Here is a 14,845-nt window from a genome sequence, read left to right as displayed (position 1 = left end):
GGGTTTTGTAAGGATGTCGACGGAATGACCAATTTTGTCTGACCGATCATCCACGCAGCAATGGCGTAAGACGTATTGATCTTTCAGGCAGTTAGCGGGCTGCGGGTTGCAGTACTTCCCGGTATAAGGATTGTTCTCTGGAGAGTTCTACCCAGGCAATTCCCCTGATAATTGCGCTGTGTTTCCGTATGAAATACAGGCAACCGACACTCTGCGCCTCTTAAGCGAGCGACAACCGTGAGGTTGGCGACGTGAACAGACACGAGGCCATCGGTTCATACCCCGGAAAGCGTCACCTTGCCCGCAGCTTTGTCGTCAATGTAAGAATAACGAGTAAGTTACGATGAAAAGAATGTTAATCAACGCAACTCAGCAAGAAGAGTTGCGTGTCGCCCTTGTGGATGGGCAGCGCCTGTACGATCTGGATATCGAAAGTCCTGGACACGAACAGAAAAAAGCGAACATTTACAAAGGTAAAATCACCCGCATTGAACCAAGCCTTGAAGCTGCATTTGTCGATTACGGTGCTGAGCGTCATGGTTTCCTCCCTCTGAAAGAAATCGCCCGCGAATATTTCCCTGCAAACTACAACGCCCATGGCCGCCCAAACATCAAAGATGTTCTGCGTGAAGGTCAGGAAGTTATCGTTCAGATTGATAAAGAAGAGCGCGGCAACAAGGGTGCCGCACTGACAACCTTTATCAGCCTGGCGGGGAGCTATCTGGTGCTGATGCCAAACAACCCGCGCGCGGGGGGCATCTCTCGCCGTATCGAAGGTGATGACCGTACCGAGCTGAAAGAAGCGCTGGCAAGCCTTGAGCTGCCGGATGGCATGGGGCTTATCGTGCGTACCGCGGGCGTGGGCAAATCTGCCGAAGCGCTGCAGTGGGACCTGAGCTTCCGTCTGAAGCACTGGGAAGCTATCCAGAAAGCCGCAGAAAGCCGCCCTGCTCCGTTCCTGATCCACCAGGAAAGCAACGTTATCGTGCGTGCCTTCCGTGATTACCTGCGTCAGGACATCGGTGAGATTCTGATCGATAACCCGAAAGTGCTTGAGCTGGCTCGCCAGCACATCGCCGCGCTGGGTCGTCCGGATTTCACCAGCAAAATTAAACTGTACACTGGTGAAATCCCGCTGTTCAGCCACTATCAGATCGAATCCCAGATCGAGTCCGCCTTCCAGCGTGAAGTGCGCCTGCCGTCTGGCGGTTCTATCGTTATCGATACCACCGAAGCGCTGACCGCTATCGACATCAACTCCGCGCGTGCAACCCGCGGCGGGGACATCGAAGAGACGGCCTTCAACACCAACCTTGAAGCCGCTGATGAAATCGCCCGCCAGCTCCGCCTGCGCGACCTGGGCGGTCTGATTGTTATCGACTTCATCGACATGACCCCTGTTCGCCACCAGCGCGCGGTTGAAAACCGCCTGCGTGAAGCGGTGCGTCAGGATCGCGCGCGTATCCAGATTAGCCACATCTCGCGCTTCGGCCTGCTGGAGATGTCCCGCCAGCGTCTGAGCCCGTCGCTGGGTGAGTCCAGCCATCACGTCTGCCCGCGCTGCTCCGGCACCGGCACCGTGCGTGATAACGAATCGCTGTCTCTCTCTATCCTGCGTCTGATTGAAGAAGAAGCGCTGAAAGAGAACACCAAAGAGGTTCACGCCATTGTGCCTGTGCCGATTGCCTCCTACCTGCTGAACGAAAAACGTGCAGCGGTCAGCGCAATCGAGGCGCGTCAGGGCGGCGTTCGCTGCATCATCGTGCCAAACGACCAGATGGAAACCCCGCACTATCACGTGCTGCGTGTCCGTAAGGGCGAAGAGACCAGCACCCTTAGCTACCTGCTGCCGAAGCTGCATGAAGAAGAGATGGCGCTGCCTTCCGATGAAGAACCTGCCGAGCGCAAACTGCCAGAGCAGCCTGCGTTAGCGACCTTCATTATGCCTGAAGCACCACCGGAAGCGGCGCTGGAAAAACCTGCGGCCAAACCGGCGGCGCAGAAACCAGAAGCAACAGCCGCGAAAGTCCAGCCGGCGCAACCGGGTCTGCTGAGCCGCTTCTTCGGCGCGCTGAAGAAGATGTTTGCGGGTGAAGAAGTTCAGCCAGAGCAGCCGAAAGAAGAACCTAAAGCAGCCAAACCTGAACGTCAGCAGGACCGTCGCAAGCGTCAGAACAACCGCCGCGATCGTAACGACCGCAGCGACCGTAATGAGCGTCGTGACAGCCGCTCAGACAATAACGAAGGCCGTGAGCAGCGCGAAGACAACCGTCGCAACCGTCGCGAGAAACAGCAGCAGAATGTTGAAGATCGTGAAATTCGCCAGCAGGCGGGCGATGAGTCCGAGAAGAGCAAACAGCGCGACGAGCAGCAGCCACGCCGCGAACGCAACCGTCGTCGTAACGACGAGAAGCGTCAGGCGCAGCAGGAAGTTAAAAACCTGAACCGCGAAGAGCCCGCTGAGCAGCAGGACGGCGAGCAGGAAGAACGTACTCAGGTGATGCCTCGTCGTAAGCAGCGCCAGCTGTCACAGAAAGTGCGCGTTGGTGCGGCTCCGGTAGAAGAAACCACCGTAGTTGCGGCTGAAGCGGCAGAAACCGCAACAGGCACGCAGGTTGCAAAAGTTGACCTGCCAGCCGTCGTGGACAATAACGTTGAGCAGGATGAAAACGGTGAAAACCGTGACAACGCAGGTATGCCGCGTCGCTCCCGCCGTTCTCCGCGTCATCTGCGCGTGAGTGGCCAGCGTCGTCGTCGCTACCGTGACGAGCGTTATCCGACTCAGTCTCCAATGCCGTTGACCGTGGCGTGCGCGTCACCAGAAATGGCATCCGGCAAAGTCTGGATCCGTTATCCGGTCGCTCGCCTGGAGCAGGCTGTTGAAGAGCAGGCTGTGACCGAAGAGGTGATTGCTCCTGTAGCAGCGGTTGAAGATGCTGTGACCGAAGCAGCAACCGTGGTTGAACCTCAGGTTGTTGAAGCGGCAGAACCACACGCAGTGGACGTCGAAACCACCCATCCTGAAGTGATTGCCGCGCCGGTTGATGCCGCGCCGCAGATTATCGCCGAAGAAGATGTCGTGGTGGCTGAGGAAGTCGCTGAAGAGGCTGAACCAGTAGCCGCAGTGGAAGAAGCCGCTGAAACCCTCGTCGAAACCACCACTGAAGAAATCGTTCAGGACGTTGAGATTCAGGTTGAACCGGTTGTTGAAGAAGCGAAAGCGCCTGAAGTGGAGCCAGAGCCGGTTAAGGTTGTTGCCGCTCCTGCGCCTGCTCACGTTGCGACAGCGCCGATGACGCGCGCTCCGGCACCAGAGTATGTGCCTGAAGCACCGCGTCACAGCGACTGGGTTCGCCCGGCGTTCAGCTTTGACGGTAAAGGCGCTGCAGGCGGCCACAGTGCAACGCATCAGGCGACTGCACCAGCGACGCGTCCGCAGTCTGTCGAATAACGACGCAGAAAGTAAAAAGCCGACCTTCGGGTCGGCTTTTTTTATGGCTGCTGCACGGGCTTTCTCATCCCGGTGACCTCCGGCATGATCTGCCGCATTAGCTCCAGAAATCGCCGCAAGCGCGCCGGATAATACCGGGACCAGGGGTAAACCAGATGCACCGGTAACGCCGCCGGCTGCCACTCTGGCAGCAAATGTACCAGCCGACCTTCCCGGATATCATCCTGTACCGTCCAGCTGGATACTACCGCCACGCCAAGGCCGGTGAGTGCCGTATTGCGTGCGACATACAGACTGTCGGTGCTCAGGCGTGGGGTAATTATCACGCGCGCGGTGGCGGATGATGCCTCGTGAAAAAGCTCCACATGGCGCTGGTAGAAAGAGCTGATGGCAATCCAGGGAAGCTGCTGCAGATCCTCCGGGGCGTTAACCGTCGGAAAGCGGTCCAGCAATGCCGGAGAAGCCACCACCGAGCGCGGCACTTCGGCCAGCAGCACGGACACGGTCGCCGGGTCGACTTCCATTCCCACCCGAATAGCGCAGTCAAGGTTGTCGCCCAGAAAATCAGCCGACCGATCGTTGAGCATCCATTCAATAGAAAGCTGCGGATAACGCTGTAGAAATTCGGTTAGTGGTTTCAGGAGCTGATCCTGACCAAACGCATGCGGTGCCCGCACCCGCAGCACGCCTACAGGTTCATCTTCCGTCTGCCCCACCTCATCTTCCAGCGCCAGCCAGCTGTCAATTACCCGACGGGCATGCTGATAGCAGCGCTCCCCGTCATCCGTCAACCGCGTCGTGTGGGTGGTGCGCAACATCAGACGCACGCCCAGCATTGTCTCAAGCGACTGCAGCCGTCGGCTCACCGTGGCCTGGGTGGTGTCCAGCTGCCGTGCCGCCGCAGAAAGGGAACCCGCCTCCACAATGCGGACAAACGTCCGCATTAGCTCTACCCTGTCTATACGCTCAACTCTTTTCATTTACTTTTCATCTATACGTTCAACGTATAAGCGTTTTACCACCGCGCCCGCTACCGCCGCAAGGCGTACTGATGAAAAATAGCCTCACACGATGAATGAGGAACGTCTTATGAACACAACAACCGCCGCCCATGCCGTAAGCCGCTGGGTAATCTTAATGCTGGCGCTCGGTGCAGGCTTCAGCGTGGCATCCATTTATTATGCCCAGCCTCTGCTGCCTCTGATGGGCGCCGACCTTCACCTGAGTATCGAAGGAATGGGCCTGGTCCCGACCCTCACCCAGGCGGGATATGCCTTAGGGATCCTGTTCCTGCTGCCGCTCGGCGATCGCCACGACCGCAGAACATTAATCTTGATAAAGAGCGCGGCCCTGGCGCTGTTCCTGCTGGGCTGTAGCCTGACCGGACAGATCCACTCCCTGCTGCTGGCAAGCCTGCTCATCGGCATGGCCGCCACCATGGCGCAGGATATTGTCCCGGCTGCGGCGATCCTTGCGCCGGAAGGCAAACAGGGGAAAACCGTGGGTACGGTGATGACCGGTCTGCTGCTGGGTATTTTGCTCTCCCGAACCGTCAGCGGCGTGGTGGGCGAAGCGTTTGGCTGGCGCGTGATGTATCAGCTGGCTGCGGGAAGTATTGCGTTTATCGGCGTGGTGATGTGGGCCGTACTCCCTCGTTTCGCCGTTCACTCCACGCTGAGCTATCCCGCTCTGCTGCGCTCGATGGAACATCTGTGGCGTCGCTATCCCGCTCTGCGCCGTGCCGCGCTGGCCCAGGGTTTTCTGTCGATAGCCTTTAGCGCCTTCTGGTCTACGCTTGCGGTCATGCTGCTGGAACGCTATCACCTCGGGAGTGCCGTCGCAGGTGGATTTGGTATCGCAGGTGCAGCCGGTGCGTTGGCAGCCCCGCTGGCGGGCGGCCTGGCGGATAAACTGGGTGCCGGGAAAGTCACGCAGCTTGGTGCCGTCCTTGTGACCGTCTCGTTTGCCCTGATGTTCCTGATGCCCGCCCTGGGAGTTCACGGACAGCTGATTCTGATTGCCGTCTCTGCTATCGGGTTCGATCTGGGCCTGCAGTCCAGCCTGGTCGCGCACCAGAATCTGGTTTACAGCCTTGAGCCACAGGCGCGGGGTCGTCTGAACGCCCTGCTCTTTACCGTGATCTTTATCGGCATGGCGTTGGGTTCCGCGTTAGGCAGCAATATTTACACGCTGGCTGGCTGGACGGGCGTAGTTGCGCTGGCAACGGTTTGCGGCATCATTGCGCTGGCAATCCGTATGATTGAAAGCGCGCGGGTCGCCTCGGCACCAGCAGAAATGGCATAAAAAAAATGCCCAATCCAGACGGATTGGGCAGTAAAACATGCCCAGTTTCAAGACATGTTCCAAGAGGTCAAGATGTTATTTGTTCAGCTGGAACAGAGACATGCCCTGCATATCGCTAAACGCTTTATAAGAGGCCTGCAGGGCCGCCTGCTGCATGGTGTAAGAGGAAATCGCTTCGTTCCAGTCCACGTCCACCAGGTCGCTCATCTGCTTAGTCTGACCCAGCGCGCGGTCGTCACCCAGAGTATCGAGTTTTTCCAGTTCGTTCAGTTTAGTACCCACATCCGCAACGACCGTCAGAACGTTGTTCTGAGCGTTTTTAATACCGATCTGCGCGTTGGAAATCACCTGGCCTTGCGCGGCGGCCGCGGCCGGATCGTTCTCAATCGGCGTTTTCAACGAAGCAATGGCGGAATCAAGGATTTTAAACATGTTGGTATCGCCATACCCACCGCCCGGCAGCTCTTGTGCATTGCTGGTAATGCTCTCAAAGATCTGCTGGCCGGTATGACTGATCGCCATGTTTCGCGCCGTATCGACCTGCTGAGTGATCGCCTCAGTACCACCATTGTAGGTGCCGGTTGCGGCATCAAACGGTGCACTCTCGGTTTTGTATCCCGCAAAGATAAAGCGACCATTGCCATCCGTCGTGTTAGCCAGGTTCATCAGCTGGTCACGGATCCCCTGGATATCGGTCGCCAGAGAGAGACGGTCGTCATCGCTTAAGGTGCCGTTTGACGCGTAGACCAGCTTCTCACGCACGCTTGATAACGCGGTGTTCACCTGGGTCAGCACGTTATCTTCCAGCGACACTTTTTGCGTGGCAAAGGTGCGCGCTAACGCGAACTGGCTGTTTTGAGACTGAGACTGTGACAGCACAATAGACTGTGAAGCCGCGATAGGATCGTCCGACGGACGGTTAACGCGCTTGCCGGTGGACATTTGTTCACCGTAGCTCAGCCATCTGCTCTGGGAATCGGTGATCCCGCGCATGTTCTGTTCGTACATCATCTGGGTGCTAATACGCATTTTTCACCTCAACCTTAACGAATGTTGATAATTGCATCGAAGAGCGTACTGGCAGTCTGAAGCACCTGCGCGTTGGCGAGGTAATACTGCTGATAACGCTGCAGGTTGCCATACTCTTCGTCGAGGTTTACCCCAGAGATGGTCTGCTGCTGCTTAATTAACTGCGTTTCCACATTGGCTTTCGTCTGGCTACTGACTTTCAGTGAAGCGGTGGTGCTCCCTACGGTGCTCACCAGGGAGGCATAGGCATCGTTAAAGGTTTTGTTCCCGCCAACCACTTTGCTGTTTTGCAGGTCGAGCATTTTCTGCCCGTTGCGGTTATCGCTCTCACCGCCGTTCTGCACCGCGGCCATGGCCAGTTTGGATTCGTCACTGATGGACAGTTCCATGTTCATGATGACGTCAGAGACGGGCTTCACGGTAAAGCTGTCTTTGGCGTTGGCCGAACCGCTGACGTTCACGTTGAGACCATCAAACGACAGATTGCCGCTGGCATCCGGGCTCATGGTAAAGCTGGTCTTGTCCGACGTGCGGGTGATGGTCCAGTCGGTGCCGTTAAACTGCAGCTTATAGTCCGTTGCCTGAACTTTGGTGCTGTCCGCAACGGTGGCATTGACGACCGCCGTGCCACTATTTTTGCTGTTGGAAAGCACAGCCGGAGAACCGAAGCCGAACAGCTTGCCGCCCGCATCGCCGTTGGCATCAAAGCCGGCCTCGTGCTGCTTGTTCATCGCGTCAGCAAACGCCAGCGCCATCTGGTTCAGGTTATTACGAGCCTTATCCAGATCTTCCGCGCGGAAGGTCAGCAAACCGCCTAACGAACCGGTAGTGATCATCTTTTCCGGGATCTCGACATTACCCGCAACTTCATCGACGTAGGCGATAGTGGTGCGGGAAGGATCGGCGCTGGACTTCACGGCAGCCAGCTGGTTAGCTTTGCTGCCCTGCACCAGGCTGTAGCCGTTGCCGAAAGAGATGTTAAACGTGCCGCTATCCTGAACCGAAACTTCCACACCCACGATTTTGTTCAGCTCGTTGACGAGCTGATCGCGCTGGTCGAGCAGATCGTTAGGTGATGCGCCCGCGCCGACACCGGTGAGGCGGGAAATCTGATCGTTCAGATTGGCAATCTGTTTGGCATAGTTGTTGATCTGCGAAACGCTGGTTCCGATCGCCGTATTCACCTGCGTATCCTGATCGCGGAGATACTGATCGTTGGTTTTGAACTGATTGACCAGGCCGCCCGCTTTTCCCAGCACCGTCTGACGCGCAGCCGGGTCTTCCGCGTTGCTCACCAGCGTTTGCAGGCTCTTAAAGAAATCCTGCAGAGTGGTGGAAAGCGAGTTGGTGGTATCGGAGAGCACATCGTCAATTTTTGACATCTGCTGATAGCGCGTGGTCAGGCCGCTGCTCTGAGTCTGCGCGGCGCGCAGCTGGTTGGTGATGAAAGCGTCATATTCACGCTGGACACCGGAGACATACACCCCGTTACCCACCCAGCCACCGCCGGTCAGCGTGCTGTTAGATGCACCCAGCACCGTCGTCTGGCGGGTGTAACCTGCCACGTTATAGCTTGAAATATTATTACTGACGGTATTGAGTGCCGACTGCGCGGCACTGAGGCCACTCATGGCGCTGTTAATCAAACTGGACATGGGGGTTCCTTTTATACGTTCAGACACGAGTCCTGATGAAGGTTATCGGCAACCTCCACCGGGACTTGAGAACTTTCAGAACAGATTTTCGATATCTGTGCTATAGGCTTTGCTGACCTTCTCGCCCATGGATTTCAGCTGCTGGATCATGCTGGTAAGCTTGCGCGCGTAGTTCGGGTCGGTCGCGTAGCCCGCGTTTTGCAGGGCCTGAGCGCCCTGCTCCGCCGTTGCCGCCTGCGTAACGGCGGTATAACGCGGATTTCGGCTCAGCAGGCCTACATAATCGGATAAGGCTTCCAGATACGAGCTGTAGACGCGGAATTTGGCTTTCACCTTCACCGCCGCGCCGTTCTCGTATTCCGTAGTCGTGATCTCGGTGGTCGGCCCCTTCCAGCTGGAGGTGGCCTTCACGCCGAAGATGTTGAAGCTCGGGTCGCCGTTTTCCTTGCGGATCTGGCGCTGGCCCCAGCCCGACTCCAGCGCGGCCTGGGCCAGAATCAGGTGATGAGGCACGCCGCTCTGTTCACTGGCAAGCCGTGCCGGCAGAGAAAGCTGCGCCAGGAAGTCTTTGCTGTCACCGGAGAGCGCCTCGTCGCCGCTGCCCGTTGCCTTCGGTATCGCTTTACGCACCATCTGCGTCAGCGCCTGGTTCTGATAACTGGTCACCGTTTCGAGGTCGAACTTCATCGGCACCTGCGGCGGCTGCTCTTCTGGCTGAACACCCTGTGCGGCAGCGGTCTGTTTGACAATCATGTCAGCCAGACCGAGGCCTTTACCGGCGGTCATCTGCTGCGCAATCTGCTGGTCGTACATGCTGGTATAAAGACGCGTTGAATCGCTGCTGAACATCCCGTCTTTCGGCAGGGTTTCACGCATGCTTTTCAGCATCATCTGTACAAACATCCCTTCCACCTGGCGAGCAACCGGGCGGATATTCGCCGCCGGGTCTTTACCTGCTTTGGCTTTCAGTTCGTTGAGCGACTGGGCGTCCCAGGCGGCACTGGTCAACAGTTTGCTATCGGTCAGCATCAGATGATTTCCAGTTTGGCGCGCAGGCAGCCCGCGCTTTGCATCGATTGCAGAATGGACATCAGATCCATCGGCGTCGCGCCCAGGGCGTTCAGGGCACGCACCACGCTGTTCAGGTTGGCGCTGGAGCGCACGCTCTGCAGGGAACCGCCGCTCTGGCGTAAATCAATCTGCGTTTGCGGCGTCACTACCGTCTGACCGCCACCAAATGGTGTATCCGGCTGGCTGACGTTGGCGGAACGGTTAACCGTCACCGAGAGGTTACCCTGCGCCACGGCACAGCTATCCAGCGACACTTCCCGGTTCATCACCACGGAGCCCGTACGGGAGTTGATGATCACTTTGGCATCCTGCACCGGCACGTTCACTTCCAGATTCTGGATATCCGCCAGCATGCGCACCTGGTTGCTGCTGCCGGTAGAAGTGCGGATCTGCACGGTACGCGCATCCAGTGCCGTGGCATTGCCATAGCTGCGGTTGATGGTGTCGGCAATCTGCTGCGCCATCGTGAAGTCTTCATTATTCAGCTGCAGGTTGATGGTGTTGCCCGCACCAAACTGGGTCGGCAGTTCACGCTCGATGATCGCACCGTTGGTGATGCGCCCGCCGTTCAGCTGGTTCACCTGGACGCTGCTTCCACCAGCGGATGCGCCTGCCCCGCCGACCAGGATGTTCCCCTGCGCCAGCGCGTAGACCTGGCTGTCGACGCCTTTCAGCGGGGTCATCAGCAGCGTACCGCCGCGCAGGCTTTTGGCGTTACCCATTGAGGAGACCACCACGTCAATGGTCTGCCCCTGGCGCGCAAACGCCGGGTAGGAGGCAGTGACCATAACCGCGGCCACGTTTTTTAGCTGCATGTTGGTTCCCGCCGGCACGGTAATGCCGAGCTGGGAAAGCATGTTGTTTAAGCTTTGGGTGGTAAACGGCGTCTGGGTCGTCTGGTCACCGGTACCGTCCAGCCCCACCACCAGGCCATAGCCAATCAGCGAGTTCCCGCGGACGCCCTGAACGCTGGTGAGATCGCGAATGCGATCGGCCTGGGCAAACGTTGCGACAAGAACCAGCGCCGCGGCGAAGATCGATTTAAACATGGGTCACCTCGCTTACATCGGCGATAAATTAAGGAAGAAGCGCTGCAGCCAACCCATATTCTGCGCTTCATTAATGTAGCCGTTGCCGACGTACTCAATGCGCGCATCCGCCACCTGGGTGGACGGAACGGTGTTGGTGCCGCTGATGGTGCGTGGATTCACCACGCCCGAGAAGCGAATGAATTCAGTGCCCTGGTTAATGGCGATCTGTTTTTCACCCACGACGTGTAAATTGCCGTTAACCAACACCTGGTCAACCGTGACCGTCAGCGTACCGCTGAAGGTGTTGCTGGCGTTCGCACCACCTTTACCGTTAAAGGTGTTGCCGCCGGAGGCCTCAACATCCGCACGGGCATTGCCGAACAGGCCCTGCAGATAGCGTGGAACGGTGTCAAAGCCAAAATTGGTTTTGCCATCGCGGCTGGCGTTCGCCGACGAGCTCTTGCTCGCGCTGACGTTTTCCTGCAGCACAATGGTCAATGTATCGCCTACATTACGCGGGCGGCGATCTTCAAACAGCGGCTGATAGCCGTAGTTAATCGGCTGCGCGGTCTGGAAAATGGAGCCGTTTACAACTGGCGCAGGGCCAGGAACGGGTTGGGCAGTCGTCGCACCCTGGACCAATGGTTTAGACGGGATCAAAGCGCACCCGCTGAGGGTGACGGCCAGAACAGTCAGTATCGGATAACGAAACGCCGCGTTTTTTTGCATTGCCTTCATCTTCGAAAACAGGGAGCCGGTGCGGGGTTTACCGCACCGGGCTACACCTTAGAGTTGCGTCAGTTTCTGCAGCATCTGATCGGTCGTCGAGACTGCTTTACTGTTAATTTCATACGCGCGCTGGACCTGGATCATATTCACCAGCTCTTCCGCCACGTTCACGTTGGAGGTTTCGACATACCCCTGATACAGCAGACCGGCACCGTTCAGGCCTGGCGTACTTTCATTTGGCGTACCGGAGGATTGCGTTTCGGTGTAGAGGTTCTCACCAATGCTTTCCAGACCGGTATCGTTCATGAAGGTGGTCAGGTTGAGCTGTCCGACCTGGACCGGCGCGGCCTGCCCCTGCTGGGTCACGCTCACGATGCCGTCGCGGCCGATGGTAATGCTCAGGGCGTTCGCCGGAATGGTGATCGCAGGCTGAACCTGGAAACCGCCCGCCGTCACCAGCTGACCGTTCTGATCGACCTGGAAGGAACCGTCACGGGTGTAGGCAGAGGTCCCGTCAGGCAGCTGCACCTGGAAGAAGCCCTGGCCTTTGATCGCCACGTCTTTGCTGTTGTTGGTCTGAGACAGGTTGCCCTGGCTGTGCAGACGCTCGGTCGCCACCGGGCGAACGCCGGTACCGATCTGCAGGCCTGACGGCAGCGTCGTCTGTTCAGAAGACTGCGCGCCCGGCTGGCGGATAGTTTGATAAAGCAAATCTTCGAAAACGGCGCGCTGACGCTTGAAACCATTGGTGCTCACGTTTGCCAGGTTGTTGGCAATCACATCCATGTTGGTTTGCTGCGCGTCCAGGCCAGTTTTCGCGATCCATAAAGAACTGATCATAAAGAGTCCTGTTAACTCATCGACAGAAGTTGGTTAGCCTTGCCCGCGTTTTCGTCCACGCTGCTGATAATTTTCATCTGCATTTCAAAACGACGGGCGCTGGCGATCATGTCGCTCATAGCGGCTACCGGCTTAACGTTGCTGCCTTCCAGAACGCCGGACATCACGCGGATGCTCGGATCGGCCTGTAAAGTGGCACCACGGGTAGCCTGAGCTGCCTGGGTCAGACGGAACATGCCGTCGTCGCCGCGCTGCACCTCTTTGCCTTCCGCTTTGACCAGCTTCAGACGCCCGACGGGGGCAACGGTGTTGGCCGGATCGCCCGGGTTCAGCGCCGAGATGGTGCCGTCCGCGGCGATGGTCAGCTCAGAGCCTTCCGGCACGGTCAGCGGGCCCGCTTCACCCATCACCGGATGCCCCTGAATCGTCAGCTGGCCGGTCGCGCTGACCTGGATATTCCCGTTACGGGTATAGCCTTCGCCACCGTCCGCCGTTTGCACCGCCAGCCAGCCGTCCTGCTGCAGAGCAACGTCCAGCGGGCGTGAGGTGTAATCCATCTGCCCTGGCGTCATGTCTGCACCCGGGGTGGATGCCGCCACCAGCGTACGGGTCGGCAGAGAGAGCCCTTCTACCGGCACCGCGCGCAGCGCATTCAGCTGCGCGCGAAAGCCCGGCGTAGAGGCGTTTGCCAGGTTGCTGGCGGTAACGGCCTGCTGGCTGAGCGTCTGACTTGCCGCGCCCATCGCGGTATATATTGCGTGATCCATTGCGCTTTCCTGTTAGCCGCTTAACGCAGGTTAACCAGCGTGTTGAGGATCTGATCCTGGGTCTTGATGGTCTGCGCATTCGACTGATAGTTACGCTGCGCGACAATCATGTTCACCAGTTCTTTACTCAGGTCCACGTTAGAGGCTTCCAGCGCGCCGTTGGTCAGCGTGCCGAAGTTACCGGAGCCCGCGGTGCCCAGCAGGGCAACACCGGAAGACTGCGTGGCAGACCAGACGTTATCCCCTTCGGACTTCAGACCTTCGTTGTTGGCGAAGTTTGCCAGCACGATCTGGCCCAGCACCTGAGTCTGCTCGTTGGAGTAGTTCCCGACGACGGTGCCGTCATCGTTAATCTGATAGCTGACCAGGTCGCCCGGCTTGAAGCCGTTCTGGTTGGTCGCCACGATATTGTTTGCACCGGTGTTCTGCTGCATGGAGTTAGCAAAACTCATCGCGAAGGTCGCCGGGTCCGCACCTGGGATAGTCGCGGTAGTGATGTTGATGTTTCCACCCCCGATCAACGTACCGTTATTATCGAAGGTCAACGTCGTGGCCACTGCCGCCGCGCTGCCTGCCACGCTGCCGTCCTGGGCATACACTTTCCAGGAGTTAGCCGGGGTCGCATCTTTGACGTAAAACAGGTTCATGTTGTGCGCATTACCCTGGCTATCAAAGACGGTTACCGTACCTTTTTTGTTGTAGGTATCCGGGTTGGCCGGATCGAAGGCGGCAGTTGGTGCGGCATCGGTGGAGTTGAGGTTAATCTGCTGGGAAGCCGTGGTGGTGGACTTTGCGGCCATCAGCGTGGTCGGGATATTAATCGCCTGCGGATTCGCACCGGTCTGAACCGTTGATGGCGTTCCGGCAACCGGATATCCCGTTAATTGCATCCCCTGCATGTTCACCAGGTTACGGTTTTCGTCCAGCTTGAACTGGCCGTTACGGCTGTAGAACACCGAGCCGTTTGCATCGACCATACGGAAGAAACCGTTCTGGCTGATGGCAACGTCCAGGCCACGACCGGTGTTGGTGGTGGTACCGTCGGTAAAGTCCTGAGTGATGCCCGCAACTTTTACGCCCAGACCCACTTTGGAACCGGCAAACATATCTGCAAAAGACGCAGAACCGGATTTGAAACCATAGGTCGCGGAGTTGGCGATGTTGTTGCCAATGACGTCCAGGTTGGTGGCCGCAGCATTCAGGCCGCTGACCGCTTGAGAAAAGGCCATGACTTACTCCTGATAAGTGTTAAGGCTTAGATAATCTGCCGAACTTCGTCGAGTGTGGTGGTACCAGAGGTACCCAAATCCAGTTTGTTGCCGTCGCCCCCTTTAATCACGCCCTGAACCAGCGCGAACTGCAGCGGCTGCGCCACCAGCTGGGTCGTCCCGTTGCTGGCGCTAATCGCGACTTTGTAGGAGCCATTTGGTGCTTTCGTGCCGTCGGTCAGGCTGCCGTCCCAGGTAAAGGTGTGAACGCCCGCTTTCAGCTCGCCGATGTCGATGGTGCGAACCACGGCGCCGGTTGAGTCGGTGATCGTCGCCGTCACTTTGTCAGCCGCCTGCTGCAATTCAACGCCGAACGGCGTAGTGGTGGTGGTCGATGTACCGTCGGTGGTGCTGGTGCCCGCCAGGATCGTGGTCCCCGGGATCATCACCCCGTGACCAATCAGGCTTGCCGCCTGCAGGGACTGAGCGCTGTTAATCTGACCGGAGACGGAACCGAGGGTGGTGTTCAGTTTCTCAATGCCGCTCACGGTACTGATCTGCGCAAGCTGCGTGGTCAGTTCGTTGTTCTGCATTGGGTTAGTCGGATCCTGGTTCTTAAGCTGCGCCACCAGCAGCGTCAGAAAACTGCTCTGCAAATCGGAGGCATTGCTTCCCGTCAGGGAGCTGGAGCTTGTCGAACTTTTGGTGTTGTTAACACCCGTGTTCGTCGGATCATTCACATTTACGGCGATGGACATGC

Annotated in this window: 12 protein-coding genes; 2 read left to right on the top strand and 10 right to left on the bottom strand. The window is 57.8% G+C overall.

Annotation, left to right across the window (positions count from 1 at the left end; translation table 11 throughout):
- Positions 1-343: 343 nt before the first annotated feature.
- Positions 344-3,451, top strand: a complete 3,108-nt coding sequence (rne, locus tag IM271_RS18500) for a ribonuclease E (protein ID WP_193052981.1) — start codon at positions 344-346, stop codon at positions 3,449-3,451.
- Between the two features lie 41 nt (positions 3,452-3,492).
- Here the strand turns inward: rne and IM271_RS18495 are convergent, their stop codons facing one another.
- Positions 3,493-4,431 (bottom strand): LysR family transcriptional regulator, encoded by a 939-nt coding sequence (locus IM271_RS18495; protein ID WP_063437654.1) that lies wholly within the window; start codon positions 4,429-4,431, stop codon positions 3,493-3,495.
- 109 nt (positions 4,432-4,540) lie between these two features.
- Between IM271_RS18495 and IM271_RS18490 the strand changes: the two genes are divergently transcribed.
- Positions 4,541-5,755 carry an MFS transporter gene (locus IM271_RS18490; RefSeq protein ID WP_048960925.1) on the top strand — a complete coding sequence of 405 codons (1,215 nt, stop codon included), beginning with the start codon at positions 4,541-4,543 and terminating at the stop codon, positions 5,753-5,755.
- 75 nt (positions 5,756-5,830) lie between these two features.
- Here IM271_RS18490 and flgL read toward each other — a convergent pair whose 3' ends face one another.
- From flgL to flgD, 9 genes are all read right to left on the bottom strand, one after another.
- Positions 5,831-6,784: a flagellar hook-associated protein FlgL gene (gene flgL, locus IM271_RS18485; RefSeq protein ID WP_041910520.1), complete on the bottom strand. Its 954-nt coding sequence runs from the start codon at positions 6,782-6,784 to the stop codon at positions 5,831-5,833.
- Between the two features lie 14 nt (positions 6,785-6,798).
- Positions 6,799-8,439, bottom strand: a complete 1,641-nt coding sequence (gene flgK, locus IM271_RS18480) for a flagellar hook-associated protein FlgK (RefSeq protein ID WP_048956760.1) — start codon at positions 8,437-8,439, stop codon at positions 6,799-6,801.
- Positions 8,440-8,514: 75 nt separating this feature from the next.
- Positions 8,515-9,468, bottom strand: a complete 954-nt coding sequence (flgJ, locus tag IM271_RS18475) for a flagellar assembly peptidoglycan hydrolase FlgJ (protein ID WP_041910522.1) — start codon at positions 9,466-9,468, stop codon at positions 8,515-8,517.
- The gene (locus IM271_RS18470) at positions 9,468-10,559 is read right to left on the bottom strand and encodes a flagellar basal body P-ring protein FlgI (RefSeq protein ID WP_028012706.1); all 1,092 of its coding nucleotides are present in this window, start codon (positions 10,557-10,559) and stop codon (positions 9,468-9,470) included. Before IM271_RS18470 ends, flgJ begins: the two co-directional genes overlap by 1 nt.
- A 12-nt stretch (positions 10,560-10,571) precedes the next feature.
- Positions 10,572-11,270, bottom strand: a complete 699-nt coding sequence (gene flgH / locus IM271_RS18465) for a flagellar basal body L-ring protein FlgH (RefSeq protein ID WP_023311139.1) — start codon at positions 11,268-11,270, stop codon at positions 10,572-10,574.
- A 57-nt stretch (positions 11,271-11,327) separates the two neighbouring features.
- Positions 11,328-12,110: a flagellar basal-body rod protein FlgG gene (gene flgG, locus IM271_RS18460; RefSeq protein WP_000625853.1), complete on the bottom strand. Its 783-nt coding sequence runs from the start codon at positions 12,108-12,110 to the stop codon at positions 11,328-11,330.
- Positions 12,111-12,121: 11 nt separating this feature from the next.
- Entirely contained in the window at positions 12,122-12,877 is a 756-nt protein-coding gene (locus IM271_RS18455) for a flagellar basal body rod protein FlgF (RefSeq protein WP_028012705.1), read from the bottom strand.
- A gap of 20 nt (positions 12,878-12,897) precedes the next feature.
- The gene (gene flgE, locus IM271_RS18450; RefSeq protein ID WP_041910523.1) at positions 12,898-14,106 is read right to left on the bottom strand and encodes a flagellar hook protein FlgE; all 1,209 of its coding nucleotides are present in this window, start codon (positions 14,104-14,106) and stop codon (positions 12,898-12,900) included.
- A gap of 26 nt (positions 14,107-14,132) precedes the next feature.
- Positions 14,133-14,843: a flagellar hook assembly protein FlgD gene (gene flgD / locus IM271_RS18445; protein ID WP_041910524.1), complete on the bottom strand. Its 711-nt coding sequence runs from the start codon at positions 14,841-14,843 to the stop codon at positions 14,133-14,135.
- Between the last annotated feature and the right edge of the window lie 2 nt (positions 14,844-14,845).

It is taken from the genome of Enterobacter cloacae complex sp. I3 (genome assembly GCF_014896175.1).
Taxonomy (GTDB): Bacteria; Pseudomonadota; Gammaproteobacteria; order Enterobacterales; family Enterobacteriaceae; genus Enterobacter; species Enterobacter bugandensis.
This window is presented reverse-complemented; position numbering and strand designations above follow the sequence as displayed.

Coding starts and splice junctions, on each gene's coding strand:
- flgL (WP_041910520.1), bottom strand. CDS start 6,784: ATGCGTATTAGCACCCAGATGATGTACGAACAGAACATGCGCGGGATC.
- flgG (WP_000625853.1), bottom strand. CDS start 12,110: ATGATCAGTTCTTTATGGATCGCGAAAACTGGCCTGGACGCGCAGCAA.
- IM271_RS18470 (WP_028012706.1), bottom strand. CDS start 10,559: ATGTTTAAATCGATCTTCGCCGCGGCGCTGGTTCTTGTCGCAACGTTT.
- IM271_RS18495 (WP_063437654.1), bottom strand. CDS start 4,431: ATGAAAAGAGTTGAGCGTATAGACAGGGTAGAGCTAATGCGGACGTTT.
- flgJ (WP_041910522.1), bottom strand. CDS start 9,468: ATGCTGACCGATAGCAAACTGTTGACCAGTGCCGCCTGGGACGCCCAG.
- IM271_RS18490 (WP_048960925.1), top strand. CDS start 4,541: ATGAACACAACAACCGCCGCCCATGCCGTAAGCCGCTGGGTAATCTTA.
- flgD (WP_041910524.1), bottom strand. CDS start 14,843: ATGTCCATCGCCGTAAATGTGAATGATCCGACGAACACGGGTGTTAAC.
- IM271_RS18455 (WP_028012705.1), bottom strand. CDS start 12,877: ATGGATCACGCAATATATACCGCGATGGGCGCGGCAAGTCAGACGCTC.
- rne (WP_193052981.1), top strand. CDS start 344: ATGAAAAGAATGTTAATCAACGCAACTCAGCAAGAAGAGTTGCGTGTC.
- flgK (WP_048956760.1), bottom strand. CDS start 8,439: ATGTCCAGTTTGATTAACAGCGCCATGAGTGGCCTCAGTGCCGCGCAG.
- flgH (WP_023311139.1), bottom strand. CDS start 11,270: ATGCAAAAAAACGCGGCGTTTCGTTATCCGATACTGACTGTTCTGGCC.
- flgE (WP_041910523.1), bottom strand. CDS start 14,106: ATGGCCTTTTCTCAAGCGGTCAGCGGCCTGAATGCTGCGGCCACCAAC.